Consider the following 21,356-nt stretch of genomic DNA (forward strand, 5'->3'; position numbering starts at 1 on the left):
CGGGCACCGACGCGGCAACCCTCGCCTGCGCGGGGGTTTTTTCATGTCACGAGACGCCCGGCGGCATCGGCCGCTTCGATTCCGAAGGAAGTTCCCCATGAGCGAGGCCCCGTACCGTTACACCGCCGCGGTGGCGGACGAGATCGAGGAGCGCTGGCAGCAGCGCTGGGACGAGGACGGCACGTTCCATGCCGACAATCCCGTCGGCGCGCTGCGCGGCGAGGCCGCCTCGCTCGACCAGGCCGCCTCCGCGGGGTCGGCGGAGAAGCTCTACATCATGGACATGTTCCCCTACCCCTCGGGGTCGGGGCTGCACGTGGGGCACCCGCTGGGGTACATCGCGACCGACGTGACCGCGCGGCATCAGCGCATGCTCGGCAAGAACGTGCTGTACACGATGGGGTATGACGCGTTCGGCCTGCCCGCCGAGCAGTACGCGGTCCAGACCGGCACGCACCCGCGCACCACCACCGAGGCGAACGTGGCGAACATGCGTCGTCAACTGCACCGGCTGGGGCTGTCCCACGACCCGCGGCGCTCGCTGGCCACCACCGACCCCGAGTTCGTGAAGTGGACGCAGTGGATCTTCCTGCGCATCTTCGACTCCTGGTACGACCCCGAGTCCCCGAACGTGGACGGCATCACCGGGAAGGCGCGCCCGATCGCGGAGCTGCGCGACGAGCTGCGAGCCGGCACCGTGGACCCGTTCGCCCTCGCCGAGCGTCAGGACATCGAACTGCCCGCCGCCTGGATCGGTCGCAGCACTGCCGACGTCACCGCCGCGAGCGACGCGGAGATCGACGAGCTGGCCCACGCCTTCCGGCTGGCCTACATCTCCGAGACGCCGGTGAACTGGTGCCCCGGCCTGGGCACCGTGCTGGCCAATGAGGAGGTCACCGCCGAGGGCCGCTCGGAGCGGGGCAACTTCCCGGTGTTCCGTCGCCGCCTGCGCCAGTGGAACATGCGCATCACCGCCTACGCCGACCGCCTGCTGGACGACCTGGAGCGGGTCGACTGGCCCGAGTCGATCCGTACCATGCAGCGCAACTGGATCGGTCGCAGCCAGGGCGCGCAGATCACGTTCCCGGTGGCAGGGCTGACAGGCCACGAGGACCCGACGTTCGACGTCTTCACCACGCGGGCCGACACCCTCTTCGGCGCCACCTTCTGCGTCCTCTCCCCCGAGCATTCGCTGCTGGAGGATTCCTCGGCCCTCCCGGCGCAGTGGCCCGAGGGCATCCCCGAGGCCTGGAAGGGCGAGGCCGCGACGCCGCGCGAGGCCGTCGAGTCGTACCGCGCACGAGCCGCTGCCCTCGGCGAGGAGGAGCGCACCGCCGAGAACCGCGAGAAGACGGGCGTGTTCACGGGCCTGACCGCCACCAACCCGCTGGACGGGCGCGAACTGCCGGTGTTCACTGCCGACTACGTGCTGACCGGATACGGGACCGGTGCCATCATGGCCGTTCCCGCCGAGGACGAGCGCGACTTCGATTTCGCGGCCACGTTCGAGCTGCCCGTCATCCGTACCGTGCGGCCGCCCGCCGATTTCGAGGGCGGGGCCTGGACCGGGGACGGCGAGAAGATCAACTCCGCCAGTGCGGAGCTGGACCTCAACGGCCTCTCCCCCGCCGAGGCCGCCGAACGCGCCACCGCGTTCGCCGCCGAGAAGGGCTTCGGCACCGCGCGTACCACCTACCGTCTGCGGGACTGGCTGTTCTCGCGCCAGCGCTACTGGGGCGAGCCGTTCCCGGTGGTCTACGACCCGGACCATCCGGACGTGCCGATCCCGCTGCCGGATTCCATGCTGCCCGTGGACCTGCCCGAGGTCGCGGACTTCTCCCCCAAGACCTTCGATCCCCACGACGGCGACACCGAGCCGCAGACCCCGCTGTCCCGCGCCAGGGACTGGGCCGAGGTCGAGCTGGACCTCGGCGAGGGCCCCAAGCGCTACCTGCGCGAGACCAACACGATGCCGCAGTGGGCCGGCTCGTCCTGGTATCACCTGCGCTACATCGACCCCACCGAGGACGAGTCCCTGGTGCGCCGCGAGAACGAGGAGTACTGGCTGGGCCCCCGCGCGGAGGGCGAGGTCGGCGGCGTGGACCTCTACGTCGGCGGGCAGGAGCACGCGGTGCTCCACCTGCTCTACGCGCGCTTCTGGCACAAGGTGCTGTTCGACCGCGGCGTCGTCTCCAGCCAGGAGCCCTACCACCGGCTGTTCAACCAGGGCTACATCCAGGCCTACGCCTACACCGATTCCCGAGGCGTGTACGTCCCGGCCGAGGAGGTCGTCGCCGAGGAGGACGGCACCTTCACCTATCAGGGCGAGCCCGTCACCCAGGAGTACGGGAAGATGGGCAAGTCGCTGAAGAACGCGGTGGCGCCGGACGACATGTATCGCGACTACGGCGCCGACACGCTGCGGGTGTACGAGATGTCGATGGGCCCGCTGGACCTCTCTCGGCCGTGGGAGACGCGCGCGGTGGTCGGCTCGCACCGATTCCTGCAGCGCCTGTGGCGGCTCATGGTCGACGAGGAGACCGGAGCACTGACCGTCTCCGTGGAGCCGGCCGACCTGCCCACCCGCAAGGCCGTCCACCGCACCATCGACGGGGTCAGTCGCGACATGGCCCAGATGCACTTCAATACCGCGGTCGCGAAGCTGATCGAGCTGGTCAACCACCTCACGAAGGGCCTGACCGGGACGGGGGCCACACCCCGAGAGGCCGTCGAACCGCTGGTGCTGATGGTCGCCCCCTTGGCCCCCCACCTGGCCGAGGAGCTGTGGGCTCGCCTCGGCCACGAGGGCACCATCTCGCGGGCACCGTACCCGGTGGCAGACCCGGAGCTGGTCAAGGCCGACGCGATCACGTGCGTGGTCCAGGTCGGCGGCAAGGTGCGCCACAAGCTCGAGGTGGACCCGGAGATCTCCGAGTCCGACCTCGAGGCGCTGGTCATGGCCGAGGACCGGGTCCAGGAGGTCATCGCCGGCCGGCCGATCCGCAAGGTCATCGTGCGGGCGCCGAAGATCGTGAACATCGTGGTCTGAGAAGGTCGTCCCGGCCGGGCTGATCACTCGGCCGGGATCGTTCCTCCCCAACGCGGCTGCGTCCACAATGGAGACCGCGCGGCGGTCGACGAGTCGTTCGGCTGCCTACGGTCGGTCCATGAACATCTTCTGCGGATGCGACCCCGAGACCTTGGACGAGCTGGCCGAGAAGCTCGTCGAGAGCGCCAAGAGAATCATCGAGCTCATCGAACTCCTGCGCACGACCTCCGTCACGGTCGCGTGGGCCGGGCCGGACGCCGACTCCCATCGGGGCCAGGTCGATGCGGTCGCAGTCACTGCCGGCGACGTCTGCGCAGCGATCCGCGACCGGGCCGAGATGCTGCGGGAGGAGTCGGCGCAGCAGGTGAGCGCGTCGGAGGCCCGGTCCGATCGCAGCGACCCGCTGCGCTGGGCGCGCGCGGAGATGCCCGCCGGCCCCGGAGGAGGCAGCGGGGGCAGCGGTGGCAACGGGGGCAGCGGTCGCGGACTGCCCTTCCCCGAGCTGTTCCCGCGTCTGTCGCCACCACCGTGGTACGAGGGCCTCGGGCCGACCATCGGCGGTCCGTTCCAGGCGGAGGACCCGTTCGAGCTCGTTCCGGTGCTCGGCGCGCCCCTCCCGCCCGTCGTCACCGGAGGTCCGGGCAGCTGGTCCCCGATCGGAGGGCCCATGGCTCGGGAGCCGGAACAGCTCCGCCCGAGCCGCGACTCCTTGCCCGAGGGTGAGGAGTTCGACCTGGCTCCGGAACGGCTCGAGCGGGCCGAGGAGGTGCGCCGCGGAGCCTTCAAGATGACCAAGTGGAGCGCCGGGGCCCAGGCTCTCATGGACCTCCACAGCACCGTCGGGGACGGGCTCGATCTCGCCGAGAGCACGCTCGAGGACAACGGGCTCGGTGCCTTCACTCCGGCTGTCTCCCTCGCCCGGATCCCGCACGAGATCTCAGGCGTCGCCGTGGGCGAGAACTCCGTGATGGGCCAGGTGACCGGCGGCGTGGAGCACCTCGTGGCGAATGCGGACCAGACCACTCGCGAAGTCGTCGACGCCATCGGCGACGGTGATCCCGCCGCCGCGGCCCGAGCCGGCGAGCGCGGTATGTATCGCCACTTCGCGGGCGTGGCCGGCATCGTCACGGCCACCCCGGTGCCGGCGCTGACCGATGCGGTGGACAGCAGCATCGGTCACGCTGCGGACATCATCGAGCCGGTCAGCCCGGAGGCGGCCTCGCGAATTCGGGAGGGCCAGGACGCCGGGCGGGAGACCCTGGAGCCCGCTTCGCAGGCATGGGACGAGGCCACCGATGCCGAGACCTGGTACGACCTCCGCCGCGCGGTAGCGCCCCTGCCGTGGGATCCGCAGCCCCAGCCGGCGGGCTGAGGCGTGAGCCGCGCGTCTCTCGACCGGCCGGCCGCGCGCGAGGGGCGCATCCCGGCACCTCGGAATGCGCCCCGCTCCAGCGATCAGCTCACCGCGGCCGCGGCCTCGTCCCGCTCGCTGCCGTCGGCCTCGTCCGGGGCGATGACGGTCAGCTCCAGGGAGTGCCCCTCCTCGCTGACGCCGACGCCGACGTGGTCGCCGTCGCGGACCTCGCCCCTGAGGATGAGACGCGCCAGGGCGTCACCGATCTCCTTCTGGACCAGCCGCTTCAGCGGGCGCGCCCCGTACATTGGGTCGAAGCCCGTCTCGGCCAGCCACTGCGTGGCCGGTTCGTCCACCTCCAGGCCGATCCGGCGATCCTCGAGCCGTGCCGCGACCTCCCGGACCTGGAGGTCCACGATCCGCGAGAGCTGCTCGCGGGAGAGCGCATCGAAGATCACGACGTCGTCGAGGCGGTTGAGGAACTCGGGCTTGAACGATCCCCTGACCACCTGCATCACCTGTTCGTGCTTCTCGCGCTCGCTCAGCACGGGATCCTGCAGGAAGTGGGCGCCCAGGTTCGAGGTGAGGATCAGGATCGTGGAGCGGAAGTCCACGGTCCTGCCCTGCCCGTCGGTCAGACGACCGTCATCGAGCACCTGCAGCAGGATGTCGAACACATCGGAGTGCGCCTTCTCGATCTCATCGAGCAGCACCACCGAGTAGGGGCGGCGCCGCACGGCCTCGGTGAGCTGACCGCCCTCGTCGTAGCCGACGTACCCGGGAGGGGCACCGACCAGGCGCGAGACCGTGTGCTTCTCCCCGTACTCCGACATGTCCAGGCGGATCATCGCCCGCTCGTCGTCGAAGAGGAAGTCGGCCAGGGACTTGGCCAGCTCGGTCTTGCCCACGCCCGTCGGCCCCAGGAACAGGAACGAGCCGGTGGGACGGTTCGGATCAGCGATCCCGGCACGGGCCCGGCGCACGGCGTCGGAGACCTCGGCGACGGCGCGGTGCTGGCCGATCAGGCGCTGACCGATCAGCTCCTCCATCTCCAGCAGCTTCTGGCTCTCCGCCTCCAGCAGGCGCCCCGCGGGGATCCCGGTCCAGCTGCCCACGACATCGGCGATGTCATCGGGACCGACGTGGTCGGCGACCAGGGGGCGATCGTCCTCACCGACGCCTTCGGCCTCCTTCTCCTCAGCCTCGACCAGCTGCGACTTCACCTCCGGGATGTCGCCGTAGAGGATCTTGGAGGCGGCGGTCAGGTCGCCCTCGCGCTGGGCACGATCGGCCTGCATCCGCAGCTGCTCCAGTCGCGCCTTGAGGTCACCGACCAGGTTCAGCCCGGCCTTCTCCCGGTCCCAGCGCGCCGACAGCGCCGTCATCTGCTCGGTGCGGTCGGCCAGCTGCGCGCGGACCGACTCGAGCTGGGCGATGCTGCCGGGATCATCGCTGCCATCCAGTGCGAGCTCCTCCATCTTCAACCGGTCCACCTGCCGGCGCAGGATGTCCAGCTCCTCCGGCGAGGAGTCCAGTTCCATGCGCTGGCGGGACGCGGCTTCGTCGACCAGATCGATCGCCTTGTCCGGCAGCTGCCGGCCCGAGATGTAGCGGTCCGAGAGCGTCGCCGCGGCCACCAGGGCCGCATCGGTGATCGAGACCTTGTGGTGGGCCTCGTACTTGTCCTTGAGCCCGCGCAGGATGGTGATGGTGTCCTCGACGCTGGGCTCGCCGACGATGACCTGCTGGAAGCGCCGCTCGAGGGCCGGGTCCTTCTCGATGTTCTCGCGATACTCGTCCAGGGTGGTGGCGCCGACCATGCGCAGTTCACCGCGGGCCAGCATGGGCTTGAGCATGTTGCCGGCGTCCATCGAGCCGTCGCCCGTGCCGCCCGCACCCACCACGGTGTGCAGCTCGTCGATGAAGGTGATGATCTGGCCGTTGCTGGTGCGGATCTCATCGAGCACGGCCTTCATGCGCTCCTCGAACTCGCCGCGGTACTTCGACCCGGCGACCATCGAGGACAGGTCCAGGGCGACGAGCTTCTTGTCCCGCAGCGAATCCGGGACGTCACCGGCGACGATGCGCTGAGCGAGTCCCTCGACCACGGCCGTCTTGCCGACGCCCGGTTCGCCGATCAGCACGGGGTTGTTCTTGGTGCGCCGCGAGAGCACCTGGACCACGCGGCGGATCTCGGCGTCACGGCCGATCACCGGGTCCAGCCGGCCCTCGCGGGCCTGCTCGGTGAGGTCGATGCCGAACTTCTCGAGACTCTGGAAGGTGCCCTCGGGGTTCTGGGTGTCCATCTGTGTCATGCGCTCATCTCCTGGTGAGAGTCGGGTCACGGCATCGCGAAGGGCCGCCGGCGTCGCGCCGGCGGCGGCCAGCAGGCGAGCGGCCTCGTCCGAGCCGAGCGCGATGCCGATCATCAGGTGCTCGGTGGACAGATAGGTCCGCTGCTGGGCATCGGCCTCGTGCCGCGCCGCCTCCAGGGCGTCGAAGCCGTCGCCGACGAAGGTCGGATGCGCGCCGCTGCCGCTGACCCGTGGCAGTGCACCGATGGCCTCCTCGGCACGCCGAGCCACGTCGCGGGGATCCGCGCCGGCTTCCGTGAGGGCCGCCGCGCCGATGCCATCGCTCTGGAGTGCCAGCGCCCACAAGAGGTGCAGAGAGCTGATCTGGGGGTTGCCGAGCTCGACTGCCTTCTCCGCGGCCGCGGTGACGGCCTCCTGCGAACGAGTGGTGAACTGGAACTCCACGGCGCTTCCTCTCCTGCCTGGACCGTGCGGTCGGTGTGATCGCGCGGTCCGTGTGGTTGCTCGATCTCTGTGCGGCGTGCCCGCAGGATCGCTGTGGTTCCGCGATCGCTGCGCGCGGCCCGCGGCGGTCTGTCAGCGGCCCCGCGGGCGGTCCTGCGACCAGTGCAACGACGCCAAGGTTGAGTCTATTCCGCTCAAGGTTGGGTTCTGTCCACAATCGGCTCCGCTCGGGTCTCGTCATCGGCGAGGATGGGGATCGGCACCTGTAGCATCGCAGGCAGCCGATCGCCCTGTCGTGTGGGGGACCAGACACCGACGACGTCCCGGGGCGCTCGACCGTCCCTGCGCTCCCGTCCCTCTGCCGACGAAACCGAGGCCATCATGTCCCACCCGCCGCAGCAGCCGCCCAGTGGCCAGTACATGCCCAACGGGCGCCCGCGCCCCGGCGCGGGGTCCGCAGGCGGCTCCCCGTCGGGCCCGCCCCAGCCCCGCTACGTCGACTACGGCAATCCTCGCGCCTACGACACCTCGGTGCGACCGGCGTCCGGGCTGACAGCCGCGCGGTACGCCCCGGCCCGGATCCGGCAGCCGGATCAGGAACAGCCGCCCTCGGCGTGGACTACCACCCAGGCCCGACGTGCGCAGGAGGTCTCCCAGAGCGCGAACAAGGTGCCGGTGACGACGGTCGTGTCCTGGATCGTCGCGGCGATGCTGGGCATCCTGCTGATCGTCATCCTGGGTCTGTTCTTCCTCGGATTCGTCATCAGCTCGAGTTCGAGTCCGATCTGGTGGCCGGTGACGGCGTTCCTCGCGCTGATCTCGCTGATCGTGATCATCGGGATCATGATCCTGGCCGACCGCTGGGATCCGCAGCCGATCCCTCTGCTGATCGTCGCCGTGCTCTGGGGCGCGGCGGTCGGGGCCGGCCTCAGCTATCTGCTCAACACCGCCAACTCGATGCTGACCTTCTGGGTCACCGGCAGCGAGGCCGCCGCGAACTTCGTGGGCCCAGTCATCAGCGCCCCTCTGGTGGAGGAGACCACCAAGGGGCTCGGCCTCCTGCTGCTGATGCTCCTGGGCCGGCGGTACTTCAACGGCCCCCTGGACGGGCTCATCTACGGCACGCTCATCGGCGGCGGCTTCGCCTTCACCGAGAACATCCTCTACTACACCCGGGCTCTCGAAGGCGCGGGCGAGGTGGGCCTGCTGATCAATGTGGTCATGCGCGGCGTGCTGAACATCTTCGGGCATGCCATCTACACCTCGCTCACCGGCATCACCGTGGGCTTCGTGGTGAGGAAGTGGGGGACGGTGATGGGCCTGCTGGCGTTCATCCCCGCCCTCATCCCCGGCATGCTCCTGCACGCTCTGTGGAACCTCGGGGCCACCCTCTTCTCCGGCATCATCGCCCTGCTGGTGATGTACGCCCTGGAGGCTCTCATCTCCCTGGCATGGCTGATCCTCATCGCGATTCTCGTCTGGGACGAATCACGATTGACGCGGGTGCGCCTGGGGGACTACGCCAATCACGGATGGCTCACGCATGAGGAGGTGGACATGCTAGGCACGTGGAAAGGCCGCCGCGAGGGCAAGCGGTGGGCGAACCAGTTGGGCGCGAAGCCGCTGATGAAGAAGTTCATCCGGGAGAGCGCGGACCTGGCTTCGGTGCGCCAGCGTCTGCTGGCCGACGGCGCGAACCCGAAGGTGGTCGCCCTCGAGTCCGACCTGCTGCGCAGGCTCACCACCAATCGCCAGGCCCTGCTCGCGAGGGCCGGTCACACCGGCTCCTAGCCGACCGGGGTCCCCGACTCGACCGCGGCTGCTGTGCTCAGCGGCGCGAGTCCTCGTCGCGGCCGCGCAGGCGCTCGAACTGGCGACGCTCACGCTTGGTCGGACGGCCGGTCCCGCGCTCGCGTCGCGGCGGCGCGGCGGCCAGCTGCGGCGGTGGCTCGGGGCTGTGGTCCTCATAGGCCTCCCGCGCGACCGGGGCGCCGACGCGCTTGGTGAGGATCGTCGTGACGACCACGATGCGTTCGCGCCCGGGTGAGCGGACACGCAGCTCGTCCCCCACGGTGATGCGCTGCGAGGCCTTCGCCGGCTCCCCGTTGCGGCGCACGTGCCCTGCCCGGCACGCGGTGGTGGCGGCCGAGCGGGTCGGCATCAGCCGAGCGCTCCACAGCCATACGTCCAGCCGCACCGACTGCGGACCGGTGCCGGTTCCGGGCGTGCTCACGGGCTGACCGGTTCCCGCACCAGGGGCCACGGATCGTGCGCCTCCAGCTGCGCGGCCAGCGAGAGGAGCAGGGCGTCATCCCCGGGCCGGGTCGCCCCGAGGTGGACGCCGAAGGGCAGCTCCACCCCGTCGACGTGCTCCCGGTGCAGCGGCACCGACATCGCGGCGCGGCCGAGCATGTTCCAGGTGCTCGTCCACGGCGTGAACTCGCACTGCGCCTGGAAATCCGCGGCGCCATCGGGCAGCTGCAGCTCGTCCGGGAAGGCGGGCGGTCCCGCCAGGGTCGGTGTGAGGACGACGTCGTAGGGCGCGAAGGCCTCCCCGGTGCGCCGGGCGAGAGTCTGCATGGCGCTGATGGCTCTGACCACGTCGATGCCGCTGTAGGTGCGGCCCCGCTCCCGCAGCCACCGGGTCAGCTCCAGCAGCTTGCCCTCCTGCACCGCGTCGAGCTCGATGGCGGCGGCGCCGACGGTCCACAGCGGCATGAAGGCAGCCCATTCGGTGGCCGTGAACGGCGCCGGGATGCTCGTCGTCTCGTGGCCGAGCCCGCGCAGCAGCTCGGTGGCGCGTTCGAGGCCGCGCAGGGCGGCCGGGTGCACGTCGGTCTCGGCGGCGAGGGGCTCGGTGAGGACCGCGATGCGCAGCGGGCCCGCCTGCTCGCCGACCGCGTCGAGGTAGGGGCGCTCGCGGCGGGCCAGCGGGGTGGAGTCCCCGGGGCGGTCGCCGGCGATCGTGTCCAGGCCCGCCGCGAGGTCCCGCACGGTGCGGGCCAGCACGCCGTCGGTGACCAGGCCCACGCCCTCGGCGCCGTACGGACCGGGCGAGACGAGCCCGCGCGAGGGCTTGATGCCCACGATGCCGCAGCAGGCCGCAGGGATCCGGACGGACCCGCCTCCGTCCGAGCCGTGCGCCAGCGGCACCACTCCCGCGGCCACCGCGGCGGCGGCCCCGCCGCTGGAGCCGCCGGCGGTGCGGCGCAGATCCCACGGGGTGCGCGCCGGCGCTCCGGTGGCGGGCTCGGTGTAGGCAGGCATCCCGAACTCGGGAGTGGTGGTCTTGCCGATCGTCACGGTACCGGCGTCCATGACTCGCTGCGCGACGCCGTCGGTGACCGGGGCGATGGTGCCGCGCAGCGCGGTGCTGCCTGCTTCGAAGGGCTCTCCGGCGATCTGGGTGAGGTCCTTGATGGGCATCGGGACTCCGAGCAGCGGGAGGTCACGTGCGAGTCCCGCGAGATCTCCGGTGCGTCGCGCGTCCGCGAGGCGCTCGGCGGCGGCCCGGGCCTGCCGGCGCGAGAGGTCCTCGAGGACGTGGGCGAACGCACCCACCCGGGCTCCCGTGCCACGAGCGGCGTCGAGGGCGCGCTCGGTGTGCTCGCGCATGTCGATCTCGCCCGCCCGGATCGCGGCGGCCGTCTCGAGCGCTCCGAGCACCTCCTCCCCGTTCGCTGCGGTCATCGACGGCTGTCGCTGGAGCGGGAGGCGTCCTGCGAGGCAAGCTCGGAGCGGACGTGATCGATGATCCCGTCAGCGGCGTCCATGATCTGCTCCCATGCGATCTCGAAGCCGCTCTCGTCCCCGTACCAGGGGTCGCGGATGCCGGTGTCCTGCACGGGCTCCGACGCGAAGTCGCGCAGCATGTAGAGGCGGCCGCGGGCCCGGTCGCCCATGGCGCGACGGATCGGTTCGACGTGGTCGTGGTCCAGGGCGAGCACGAGGTCCGCCTCCCGCAGCAGCGCCGCGGTCATCTGCCGGGCCCGGTGGGCGGAGGCGTCCAGGCCGTGGCGCTGGAGCAGCGCTCCGGCCCGTGCGTCGACGGGGTTGCCGACCTCCCAGCCGGAGGTGCCGACGGAGGCGACCTCGACGTGGTCATCGAGACCGGCCTGCTCGAGCGCCTCGCGGAGCGCGTACTCGGCCATCGGGGAGCGGCAGATGTTGCCGGTGCACACGGTGAGGATGCGGTAGCTCATCGACCCTCCGTTCCGCTGCCGGCGCTGGGCTCCTCGAGCAGATCGGCGTACTCGGGGTGCCGCTCGATCCAGCCGCGCACGAACCAGCACGTGGCGCGCACCCGCAGGCTGTGCTCGCGAGCGTCGTCGAGGGCGAAGCGGACCAGCGCGGAGCCCACTCCCCGGCCGTTGTGCTCGGGGGCGACCACGGTCGAGCGCAGATCGCGCACCGTGGCCGGCCCGGGGCCGGCGGCGGCCCCCGCGCTCTGGCCCTCGGCCGTCCCGGCGCTCTCGCTCGCGTCGGCGGCGGGCTCATCGCCGTAGTACAGGACGGCGAGCAGCTCGGAACCGTCCAGCGCTTCGTAGCGGTCTCTGTCGTCGTCATGGACCAGGCGCACCGCGCCCGGTCCGGCGGAGGTCTCATCCATGCCGGTCACGGTACACTGCCGGGCATGCCCGCGCCCCTGATCTGGCACATCACCGAGCTGCCCGCCTGGGAGGCGGCAGCCCGGCAGGGCTCGTACACCCAAGCCACCCGGGGCCGCGACCTCTCCGAGGTCGGCTATATCCACGCGTCCTGGCCCGAGCAGGTCTCCATGGTCGCCAAGCGCGTCTACCCCGATCGCCCCTCGGATCTCGTGATCCTCGAGATCGACGTGGCGCGCGTGGAGGCGGCCGGCGTCGCGGTGGACATCGAGGCCGACGACGACGGGGGCGGCCGCGGCTATCCGCACATCAAGGGGCCGCTGCCGGTCGGGGCCGTGCTCCGTCTGCGTCGCACGAAGTGGATCGGCCGGGAGTTCGTCGTCGTCGCCTGAGCTGCGCGAGGCACACCTCCGCAGCCCCATAGCGGCCTGCGGCGCCGCCGTCGTAGCATCGAGCATGGCCAGATCATCACGCTCTGCCCGCTATCTCGACATCCACCCCGTCGACCCGCAGCCACGGCTCATCGACCAGGCCGTCAACGTGCTGAAGGCCGGTGGGCTGATCGCCTATCCGACGGATTCCTCCTACGCCCTGGGCTGCTCGCTGGGAGCGCACGAGGGGCTCGAGCGGATCCGCCGCATCCGCCAGGTCGGCAAGAATCACCACTTCACGCTGGTGTGCGCGGACTTCGCCCAGCTGGGCCAGTTCGTCATCGTCTCGAACCCGACGTTCCGGCTGGTCAAGAACGCGACCCCGGGCCCGTACACGTTCATCCTGCCGGCCACCAAGGAGGTGCCGCGGCGGATGGCGCACCCCAAGAAGCTCACCGTGGGGGTGCGCATCCCCGATCACCGCGTCGCCCATGCGCTGGTCCGTGCGCTCGGCGAGCCGATCGTCTCCTCGACGCTGCTGCTGCCCGGTCACGAGCAATCCCCCTCGGAGGGCTGGGTCGTGCAGGACCTGCTGGGCGATCAGCTCGACGTGATCATCGATTCCGGGGAGGTGGGCACCGAGCCCACCACGGTCGTCGACCTCTCCGGCGGCGACGTCGAGATCGCTCGGGAGGGCGCCGGGGACATCAGCCGCTTCTGACCTGGGCCGGTGGATGCACCCGCGGGTGCCCTCGGGTGCCAGGACCGGTATCAGCCACGACCGGCGGTCGCATCGGCCGACGGGCGGTTGCTGAGGACCCCCGAGAAGAGCAGGATGCCCAGCGCGTACACCGGCATCATCCACAGGGCGTAGCGCAGGGTGAGGGCGTCGGCGAGCGCCCCGACCAGCGGCGGCGTGACGAAGAAGCCCAACCGCGCGAACCACCCCACCACGGTGATGCCCACCCCGTGGGGCACGCCCGGCATGTCGTCGGCGGCCCGGTAGGCGGCGGGGAACAAGGTGGCGACGCCCCACCCGGCGGCGGCGAAACCGACCACCGCGGTGGCCGGGGTGGGCATCAGCAGAGCGACGCTCATGCCGCAGATCGAGACCAGGGCACCCAGCCGGGCGGCGAGCCGGTCCCCCAGCCGGTCGACGACGAAGTCGCCGGTGAAGCGGCCCACGGTCTGGGCTCCCTGCAGGGCGACGAAGGCCAGTCCGGCCACGAACGGGGTCGCCTCGAAGGTGGAGGTCATGAACAGCGCGCCCCACGTGTTGCCGGCGTCCTCGGTCGACCCCGCGAAGACCAGGATCATGCCCAGCGCCGCGACCAGACCCAGTGCGCGCAGGCTCATCCCCGCCAGGCGGAAGCCGGCCGGGACCGGTTCGGCGGGCACCTCCGCGGCGGAGCCGGCCGACGGCCCGGCCGCCGGACCCCCGCTCGGGGTGCGCTCGGTGGCGTCGTGCCCGGGCAGCATGAAGCGCAGCGACGCGGCGCCCAGGGCCCCGAACACGACGAGCCCGAGCACTCCCTGGAGCCACAGCGCGAGACCGATCTGGGCGCTGCCCGCACCGAGGAGTCCTCCCGTGACGGCACCCAGGGACCACCAGCCGTGGTAGCTGTTCATGATCGAGCGGCGGTAGCGGCGCTCGACGCGCATGCCGTGGGCGTTCATGGAGATGTCGGTGACGGCGTCGGCCGCCATCGCCAGGCCCAGCGACGCCGCCAGCCAGAGCCACGAGCCGGACACGTATACCGCCAGATGGGTGGTCGAGGCGATGACCTGGGCGACGACGCTGACCCGCGCGGAGCCGTAGCGGGACATCAGGCCGGCCACCGTCAGCCCCGCGATCAGGCCGCCGACGGGCCCGATGCCGACGGCGAGCCCGAAGGCGGTGTGGGACAGGCCGATGCTCTCGACCAGCTCGGGGTAGCGCGGCAGGATCGCGCAGAAGGACGCGCCGTTGAGGAAGAAGAGCAGGGAGACGGCCCATCGGGCACGCCGCACGGCGTCCGGCGGGGCGTCGGCGGCCGCGGTACGGGCCGGGGAGGGAACGTTCACGAGGACTCATTGTCCGGGAACCGACGCGCGAAATCCATGCGAGTGCTCTCTGCGGACGCGGCCGGCGGACACTCCCGGTGGCCTGGGCTTCGTCGCGGATGCAGCTGCACGCCCTCGCGGATGCAGTCGTGCCCGGCCGCCGTGAGGCGCCGGGCACGAGGAACGTGGGGACTGGCCGGTTGCTGCGGCGAGCGCAGGAGCCCGCTCAGGTCAGGAAGCGGGGAACCAGTTCGAGGGAGGCGAACAGCGCGACCAGGCACATTCCGAGCCCGCCGAGGAACGTCCACATCGTGAACAGGCTCATGACGTAGAGACCGGCGGCGAAGAGGCCGAACAGGACCAGGAACAGGACCACGCTGAGGACGAGGCTGTTGCCGCTCGAGGCGACCTTCCCCTCCTGCTGATCGGCGGGGTCGGTGCCGATCGCGACCCGTTGGTTGCTCATGGTGCCTCTTCCTCCGCTTTCGCCTGGGTCCTCCGGCGGCCCGAAGGCCCGCACGGTCAGGGTCCATCCTAGACCAGCGAGCGCTGCGGTGCTGCCGCCTCCCGGTGCTCGATGGCGGTGAGCAGGCTCTCGAACACGGCGCTGCCGTCGGCCCCGTCGATCTCGGGATGCCACTGCACCGCGAGCACGGTCGACCCGGAGGCGGCCTCGACGGCCATCGGCAGAGCGCTGGCATGGCGAGCGACGACCCGGAGGTCACCGCGGACGTCCCGAACGCCCTGATGGTGGTACGCGGTGACACCGGCACGGGTGCCCAGCGCGAGGGCGAGGTCGCTGGCCGCCTCGAGGGCGACCTCGACGCGGGTGGGGCTCACGCCCGTCGCCGGGTGCGCCGGGACGTCCTCGGGCAGGTGACGGTGCAGGGTGCCGCCCTCGGCGACGACGATGATCTGCAGTCCGCGGCAGATGCCGAGCACGGGGACGTCGGCCCGGCGGGCGGCGCGGTACAGAGCCGTCTCGAAGGCGTCGCGCTCCGGGTCCGGGGTCATGTCCGTGGGCAGTGCGTCCTCGCCCCAGGCGGCGGGATCGAGGTCGGTGCCGCCGGTGAGGACGAGACCGTCGAGCTCGCCGACCTCCTCGTCGCTCCACTGGTCCTGCGGGGCGATGATGACGGGGCGGGCTCCGGCCTCGCGGAGGGCGCGCACGTAGTGCTCGGTGATCACCACGGCGTCATGGCCCGCCCAGGCGCCGGTCATCATGGCGCGGGTCCCTGCGGTCACGCCGATGAGCGGGCGACGGGTGGAGGTGCGCTGCGCCATGAGTTGTCCTTCCGCGGAGATCCGAGCCGCCCGTATCGGCGACGTCCACAGTTCACTCCCCGCGCGACGTGCGGGGCGAGCTGTGTGGCGGAATATGACGCACCGGGATCGAGCAGGCAGTCGCCCGGGGCGATGACACGGCTGTCCCGGGGCGTTCACTCAGGGGGACGACCTCAGTGGGACGACTCAGTGAGAGGAGTGCACTCTCTCGTGCTGCTCGATCGCAGTGCGGTAGAAGCCGCGCAGCTGCTCGGACAGCACCGGCCAGGTGCGCTTGTGCACCGCCTCCAGCGCCGCCTGCCCGAAGGCGAGCCGTTTCGTGTCGTCGAACAGCAGGTCGCCGGCATGCTGACGCATCTCGTCGTGCATGCCCGGCGTGTACAGCCAGCCGGTGCGGCTGGGAGCGACCAGATCGACCGGGCCGCCGCGCCGCGGGGCGATCACGGGCAGGCCCGAGGCCATGGCCTCCTGGATGGTCTGCCCGAAGGTCTCGAGCTCGCCGGGGTGGATGAACAGATCGGCGCTGGCCAGGTGGGTGGCGAGGTCCGTGCCGGAGCGGAAGCCGGCGAAGCGCGCGCGCGGCATGGCACGGCGCAGCGCGTCCTTGTCCGGGCCGTCGCCCACGATCAGCAGTCGCACCCCGGGCATGTCATGGATGACCTTGAAGTCACCGACCTGCTTCTCCGGGGCGAGCCGGCCGACGTAGACCACGAGCTTCTCGCCCAGATCCGCGTACTTCGCGCGCAGCTTCTCGCTGCGCAGCGAGGGCGAGAACAGCGAGGTGTCCACGCCCCGCCCCCACAGCTGGACGCGCTTGATGCCGTGCTCGACGAGCTGATCGCGGGTCGCCGTCGAGGGCGCGAGGTTCAGCGTGGCGCGGTTGTGCACGTCCTTGAGCAGCTGCCAGGTCGCGTTCTCGAGGAACGGCATCCCGTAGCGGGCCGTGTAGCCGGGGATGTCGGTCTGGTAGACCGCGACGGTCGGCACCCCTGCCTTGTGGGCCGCGATCACGGCGCGGCCGCCCAGGATCGTCGGCGAGGCGAGGTGGATGACGTCGGGCTGGAAATCATCGATGCGGCGTCGGATCGTGGCGGCGCTGGTGGTGGCCACGCGCACGTCGGCGTACCCCGGCAGCGGGGCCGACGCGATGCGTCGCACCCGGATCTTGCGCCCGCAGGCGGTGCGCAGGAACTTGTCGGCACGGGGCCACTGCGGGGCGATGATGGAGAGATCATCACCGGCGGCGGCGAAGTGGTCGACGACGCGGAGCACCGAATTGGTGACCCCGTTCATGTGCGGCAGGAAGGACTCGGCGACGAAGAGGATCCTCACACCGGAGATGATCCTCTTCGCCGCCGGATTCGGGCTCACGCCCGCGTGACGTGTCGTCGACGCCCAGGTGAACTTTTTCGTCGCCGGGAGCGATCAGGCGCGCTGCGAGGCGATCCGTGCTCCCTCGGCCAGCGACTCGAGCTTGGCCCACGCGATGTCGGGGTGGATGCGCCCGCCCAGGCCGCAGTCGGTCGAGGCGATGACGCGCTCGGGGCCGACGCGCTTCGCGTAGCGCTGGATGCGCTGGGCGACCAGCTCGGGATGCTCGACCACGTTGGTGGAGTGGGTGACCACTCCGGGCACGATGATCTTGTCCTCCGGCAGCGTCACGTCGTCCCAGACCACGTACTCGTGCTCGTGGCGGGCGTTGGCGCCCTCGAACGAGTAGTACGTGACGTCGATGTCCAGCATGAGCTTGACCAGATGCTTGAACTCGATGTCCGTGGTGTGGGGGCCGTGCCAGGAGCCCCAGCACAGATGGAAGCGCAGCTGCTCCGTGGGCAGCCCCTCGAGGGCGTGGTTGAGCGCCTCGACGCGCTTGCCGGTGAAGCGCAGGTAGTCCTCGATGCTCGGCTCGGGGTCGATCTGATCGAAGTTCTCGGCGATGGAGGGGTCGTCCACCTGCACGATCAGCCCGGCGTCGGTGATGGCCTTGTACTCCTCGTGCAGGGCGTCGGCCCATGCCTCGAGGAAGGCGTCCTCGGACCCGTAGTGGCGATCCTGGATGCGGGCGCCGGAGCCCGGGGAGAGCGAGGTCAGAAAGCCCCGCTCGATGCCCTGGGCCTTCAGCGCGCGGGAGAAGTTGGAGACGTCGGAGGCGATCTGCTCGTGGCCGGTGTAGGCCAGCTCGCCGGAGGCGACGGGGAAGGTCAGCGCGCCCTCCTTGGGGGTCGCCTTGTTCACCTCGGCGTCGCTCGCGTACACGTCCGGGAAGCGCTGGCGGTCCCGGCGGTTGCCGAACGAGGTCAGCGTGAGACCGTCGGCGTTCTCCGCGGTCGGCGGCTGGGAGACGAACGTGTCCTCCTCGACGATCTCCAGGCCGGCGGTGCGGTGGAAGATGTAGCTCCACCACGCGCCGTAGTTGAAGGTCGTGGTCATCGCCTTGCCGTACTCGCCGTCACCGGGAAGGGTGATCCCGATCTCCTGCTGGCGGGTGACGACGGAGTCGACGGCGGCCGCGAGCGCGGCATCGAACTCCGCCGAGGGCAGGGGCGTCAGACCGTCGGCGTCGAAGCGTCGGGCGGCGTTGGCCGCGAGCAGTTCCGGAGTGCGTGGCAGTGAACCGGCGGTGGTGGTGAGGATCTCTGTCATGGCATCGAGGTTATGGGCCCTCGATCGCGGCAGGAAACCGGGCCGTCACAGCGGTTCATATCGACGCGCTCCGAGGCCGACGGTCCGTCGCGCGGCCAGGTCAGTCGCGGGGCCAGGTCGGGACCAGGTTGCGATCCCCGTGGGCCTGGTCGATGCGTCGCACCGGCGGCCAGTACTTCGACTGGATCCGCATCTGGGCGCTGTCGTGGACCGAGAGATCCTCCGGAGCGGACCGGCTGCCGGGGTAGACGGCCACCTCCCGCGAGTACGGGTGGCTCCACTCCCCCGTCGCGATGGAGGCCGCCGTGTGCGGGGCGCCCACCAGCGGGTTGTCATCCGCCGGCCAGCTGCCGGAGGCGACCTCGTCGGCCTCCTCGGCGATCATCAGCATCGCGTCGACGAAGCGATCGATCTCCGCGAGATCCTCGGATTCGGTGGGCTCGATCATGAACGTGCCGGCGACGGGGAACGACATGGTCGGGGCATGGAACCCGTAGTCGATGAGCCGCTTGGCGACGTCGTCGACGGTGATCCCGGTGCGCGCGGTCAGGGGCCGCAGGTCGACGATGCACTCGTGGGCGACCAGGCCGTTCTCCCCGGTGTAGAGGATCTCGTAGGCCTCCGAGAGGCGACGGGCCATGTAGTTGGCCGCCAGCACGGCCGCGGCAGTCGCGTGGCGCAGCCCCTCGGGACCCATGAGACGGATGTAGGTCCATGAGATCGGCAGGATCGAGGGGGAGCCGTAGGGCGCCTGGGAGACCGGGGGCCCCGCGTGGACCTGCGCGTCCCGCCCGGCGACCGGGTGCTTCTCCTCCTGGATGGCGGGGTGGCCGGGCAGGAACGGAGCCAGGTGCGACTTCGCCGCCAGCGGGCCCACTCCCGGGCCGCCGCCGCCATGGGGGATGCAGAACGTCTTGTGCAGGTTCAGATGGGAGACGTCGCCGCCGAACTCCCCGGGCCTGGCGACCTGCAGCAGGGCATTGAGGTTGGCACCGTCGACGTAGACCTGTCCCCCGGCGTCGTGGACGAGCTGGCAGACGGTGCGCACCTCCTCCTCGTACACGCCGTGCGTGGAGGGGTAGGTGATCATGATGGCCGCGAGTTCGTCCCCGTGGTCCTTGAGCTTCTGCTTCAGGTCCTCGAGGTCGATGTTGCCGCGATCGTCGGAGCCGACCACGACCACCCGCAGTCCGGCATTGACCGCGGAGGCCGCGTTGGTGCCGTGCGCGGAGCTGGGGACCAGGCACACCTCGCGGCCGCTCTCCCCCCGGGAGGCGTGGTACGCGCGGATGGCCAGGAGTCCGGCAAACTCGCCCTGGGACCCGGCGTTGGGCTGGAGGGAGACGGTGTCGTACCCGGTCAGATCCGCCAGCCAGGTCTCCAGCTGCTCGATCAGGTCGAGGTAGCCCTCGACGTCCTCGCGGGGCGCGAAGGGGTGGAGGGCGTTGAACCGGGCCCAGGTGACCCCGGCCATCTCGGTGGCGGCGTTGAGCTTCATGGTGCACGAGCCCAGCGGGATCATGCCCCGGTCCAGCGCGAAGTCCTTGTCCGCGAGGCGGCGGAGGTAGCGCATCATCGCGGTCTCGGAGTGGAACGAGGAGAAGACGGGGTGCTGCAGGAATCGGTCCTGGCGGGCCAGGGCGCCCCACCGCTGCCGTGCGCCGGGGCCGGCACCGGTCGCAGCCTCGCTGCCCGCGTCGGCGTCGGCGTCGGCGTCCGCGTCGGCGTCGGCGTCGGCGTCGGCGTCGAGCTCATCGTCGTCCCTCCCGAGCGCCGTGACGTCGCGCAGCTCCTGCCCCGGGGTCGGGGCATAGGGCGCGAAGGCGGCGGCGATCGCCTCCAGGTCGGCCGGCGTGACGGTCTCGTCCAGGGACAGGTGGACGACGTCGTCGCCGAGGGGGCGGAGCAGGAACCCGGCCTCGGCCATCGAGGCGGCGATGTCGTGGGCGAGGCCCGTGGCGCGCACCTCGAGGGTGTCGAAGAACGAGTCGTTCTCGAGCTCGAAACCGCTGCGCACGAGGTGGTCGGCCAGCGCTGCGGTGCGCGCCGCGACGCGGCGACCGATGCGGGCGAGGCCGTCGGGCCCGTGGTACACGGCGTACATAGCGGCCATCACGGCCAGCAGCACCTGGGCGGTGGTGATCGAGCTGGTCGCCTTCTCGCGCCGGATGTGCTGTTCACGGGTCTGCAGGGAGAGCCGATAGGCGGGGTTGCCCTCGGCGTCGACGGAGACGCCCACCAGCCGGCCGGGCAGCTGGCGCTCGAGTCCCTTGCGCACGGCGACGAACCCGGCGTGGGGCCCGCCGAAGCCGAGCGGGATGCCGAAGCGCTGGGTGGTGCCGATGGTGACGTCCGCGCCCAGGGTGCCCGGGGAGGCCAGCTGGGTCAGCGCCAGCAGATCGGCCGCGACGACGGCGACGGCCTTGGTCTCCTTGATCGCGGCGATCGTCTCGCGCGGATCCCACACCCGGCCGGAGGCGCCCGGGTACTGGATGAGCGCCCCGAAGTACTCGCCGTCGGCCGGCTCGCCGTCGGGCATGTCGCCGGCGGCGAAGTCGACCTCGCGCAGCTCGATGCCGAGCCCGTCGGCGCGCCCGCGCAGCACCTCCTTCGTGGCGGGAAGGGTGTCGGCGTCGACGAGGAACACGTTGCCGTTGCGCTTGGCGGTGCGGCGGGCCAGCATCAGCGCCTCGGCGGCGGAGGTGGCTTCGTCCAGCGTGGAGGCGTTGGAGACCTCCATCCCGGTGAGATCGCAGATCATGGTCTGGAACGTCAGCAGCGCCTCGAGCCGTCCCTGCGAGATCTCCGGCTGGTACGGCGTGTAGGCGGTGTACCAGGCCGGGTTCTCCAGCACGTTGCGCTGGATGACGGCCGGGGTGTGGGTGCCGTGGTACCCAAGGCCGATCAACGAGCGGCGCACGGTGTTGCGATCGGCGAGTGCGCGCAGCTCGGCCAGCGCCGCCGTCTCGCTGATGCCCTCGGGCACCGCCGATCCGGTCTCCGCACCGTCTCCGGCCAGAAGGATGGTCCCGGGCACCGCAGCGGTGAGCATCTCGTCCAGGCTCTCGTAGCCCAGGGTCTCGAGCATGTGGCGCTGGGCCGCGGGGTCGGTGCCGACGTGACGGCGGACGAAGGACTCGTGGTCGTGGACGGGCGAAGCGGTCATGAGGTGGGTGCCCCTGGGGTGTCGCGTCGTGGGAGTGGTGCGTCGTCAGGCGATGTGCGCGGGACCGGCCGGGCTCGGAG

16 protein-coding genes are annotated in these 21,356 nt (G+C 71.1%); 5 read left to right on the plus strand and 11 right to left on the minus strand.

Annotated elements, in window-relative coordinates; genetic code table 11:
* Positions 1 to 97 precede the first annotated feature (97 nt).
* The gene (gene leuS, locus ACFQRD_RS00335) at positions 98 to 3,049 is read left to right on the plus strand and encodes a leucine--tRNA ligase (protein ID WP_377803247.1); all 2,952 of its coding nucleotides are present in this window, start codon (positions 98 to 100) and stop codon (positions 3,047 to 3,049) included.
* A 118-nt stretch (positions 3,050 to 3,167) separates the two neighbouring features.
* Entirely contained in the window at positions 3,168 to 4,421 is a 1,254-nt protein-coding gene (locus tag ACFQRD_RS00340) for a hypothetical protein (protein ID WP_377019191.1), read from the plus strand.
* 83 nt (positions 4,422 to 4,504) lie between these two features.
* Here the strand turns inward: ACFQRD_RS00340 and ACFQRD_RS00345 are convergent, their stop codons facing one another.
* Positions 4,505 to 7,162, minus strand: coding sequence for an ATP-dependent Clp protease ATP-binding subunit (locus tag ACFQRD_RS00345; protein WP_377019190.1), 2,658 nt, complete (start codon positions 7,160 to 7,162; stop codon positions 4,505 to 4,507).
* 381 nt (positions 7,163 to 7,543) lie between these two features.
* Here ACFQRD_RS00345 and ACFQRD_RS00350 point away from each other — a divergent pair, with 381 nt between their 5' ends.
* Positions 7,544 to 8,953, plus strand: coding sequence for a PrsW family intramembrane metalloprotease (locus ACFQRD_RS00350; protein WP_377019189.1), 1,410 nt, complete (start codon positions 7,544 to 7,546; stop codon positions 8,951 to 8,953).
* Between the two features lie 37 nt (positions 8,954 to 8,990).
* Here ACFQRD_RS00350 and ACFQRD_RS00355 read toward each other — a convergent pair whose 3' ends face one another.
* Genes ACFQRD_RS00355 through ACFQRD_RS00370 form a run of 4 tightly spaced genes read right to left on the minus strand, consistent with a single transcriptional unit; the run spans position 8,991 to position 11,771 of the window.
* Positions 8,991 to 9,395 (minus strand): RNA-binding S4 domain-containing protein, encoded by a 405-nt coding sequence (locus ACFQRD_RS00355; RefSeq protein WP_377019188.1) that lies wholly within the window; start codon positions 9,393 to 9,395, stop codon positions 8,991 to 8,993.
* Complete coding sequence (locus tag ACFQRD_RS00360) at positions 9,392 to 10,852, minus strand: amidase (protein WP_377019186.1); 1,461 nt, start codon at positions 10,850 to 10,852, stop codon at positions 9,392 to 9,394. The genes ACFQRD_RS00355 and ACFQRD_RS00360 overlap by 4 nt, the downstream gene beginning before the upstream one ends.
* Positions 10,849 to 11,364 carry a low molecular weight protein-tyrosine-phosphatase gene (locus ACFQRD_RS00365; RefSeq protein WP_377019184.1) on the minus strand — a complete coding sequence of 172 codons (516 nt, stop codon included), beginning with the start codon at positions 11,362 to 11,364 and terminating at the stop codon, positions 10,849 to 10,851. The genes ACFQRD_RS00360 and ACFQRD_RS00365 overlap by 4 nt, the downstream gene beginning before the upstream one ends.
* Positions 11,361 to 11,771, minus strand: a complete 411-nt coding sequence (locus ACFQRD_RS00370) for a GNAT family N-acetyltransferase (protein WP_377019182.1) — start codon at positions 11,769 to 11,771, stop codon at positions 11,361 to 11,363. The genes ACFQRD_RS00365 and ACFQRD_RS00370 overlap by 4 nt, the downstream gene beginning before the upstream one ends.
* Positions 11,772 to 11,795: 24 nt before the next feature.
* Here ACFQRD_RS00370 and ACFQRD_RS00375 point away from each other — a divergent pair, with 24 nt between their 5' ends.
* Positions 11,796 to 12,161 (plus strand): DUF952 domain-containing protein, encoded by a 366-nt coding sequence (locus ACFQRD_RS00375; RefSeq protein ID WP_377019180.1) that lies wholly within the window; start codon positions 11,796 to 11,798, stop codon positions 12,159 to 12,161.
* 64 nt (positions 12,162 to 12,225) lie between these two features.
* Positions 12,226 to 12,861 carry an L-threonylcarbamoyladenylate synthase gene (locus ACFQRD_RS00380; protein WP_377019179.1) on the plus strand — a complete coding sequence of 212 codons (636 nt, stop codon included), beginning with the start codon at positions 12,226 to 12,228 and terminating at the stop codon, positions 12,859 to 12,861.
* 50 nt (positions 12,862 to 12,911) lie between these two features.
* On the opposite strand, the gene ACFQRD_RS00385 is transcribed toward ACFQRD_RS00380, so the two are convergent.
* The 6 genes from ACFQRD_RS00385 to gcvPB form a co-directional block, all read right to left on the minus strand.
* Positions 12,912 to 14,204 carry an MFS transporter gene (locus tag ACFQRD_RS00385; protein ID WP_377019178.1) on the minus strand — a complete coding sequence of 431 codons (1,293 nt, stop codon included), beginning with the start codon at positions 14,202 to 14,204 and terminating at the stop codon, positions 12,912 to 12,914.
* A 205-nt stretch (positions 14,205 to 14,409) separates the two neighbouring features.
* A complete protein-coding gene (locus ACFQRD_RS00390; protein WP_377019177.1) occupies positions 14,410 to 14,649 on the minus strand; it encodes a hypothetical protein in 240 nt (79 codons plus the stop codon).
* Positions 14,650 to 14,717: 68 nt separating this feature from the next.
* Positions 14,718 to 15,467, minus strand: coding sequence for a gamma-glutamyl-gamma-aminobutyrate hydrolase family protein (locus tag ACFQRD_RS00395; protein WP_377019176.1), 750 nt, complete (start codon positions 15,465 to 15,467; stop codon positions 14,718 to 14,720).
* Positions 15,468 to 15,653: 186 nt separating this feature from the next.
* The gene (locus ACFQRD_RS00400) at positions 15,654 to 16,799 is read right to left on the minus strand and encodes a glycosyltransferase family 4 protein (protein ID WP_377019175.1); all 1,146 of its coding nucleotides are present in this window, start codon (positions 16,797 to 16,799) and stop codon (positions 15,654 to 15,656) included.
* A 93-nt stretch (positions 16,800 to 16,892) separates the two neighbouring features.
* Positions 16,893 to 18,110: a cobalamin-independent methionine synthase II family protein gene (locus ACFQRD_RS00405; RefSeq protein WP_377019174.1), complete on the minus strand. Its 1,218-nt coding sequence runs from the start codon at positions 18,108 to 18,110 to the stop codon at positions 16,893 to 16,895.
* Positions 18,111 to 18,210: 100 nt separating this feature from the next.
* The gene (gene gcvPB / locus ACFQRD_RS00410; protein ID WP_377803248.1) at positions 18,211 to 21,276 is read right to left on the minus strand and encodes an aminomethyl-transferring glycine dehydrogenase subunit GcvPB; all 3,066 of its coding nucleotides are present in this window, start codon (positions 21,274 to 21,276) and stop codon (positions 18,211 to 18,213) included.
* Positions 21,277 to 21,356 lie beyond the last annotated feature (80 nt).

The sequence above is a fragment of the Brachybacterium sp. GCM10030268 genome (assembly GCF_042666305.1).
In the GTDB taxonomy this organism is placed as follows: Bacteria; Actinomycetota; Actinomycetes; order Actinomycetales; family Dermabacteraceae; genus Brachybacterium.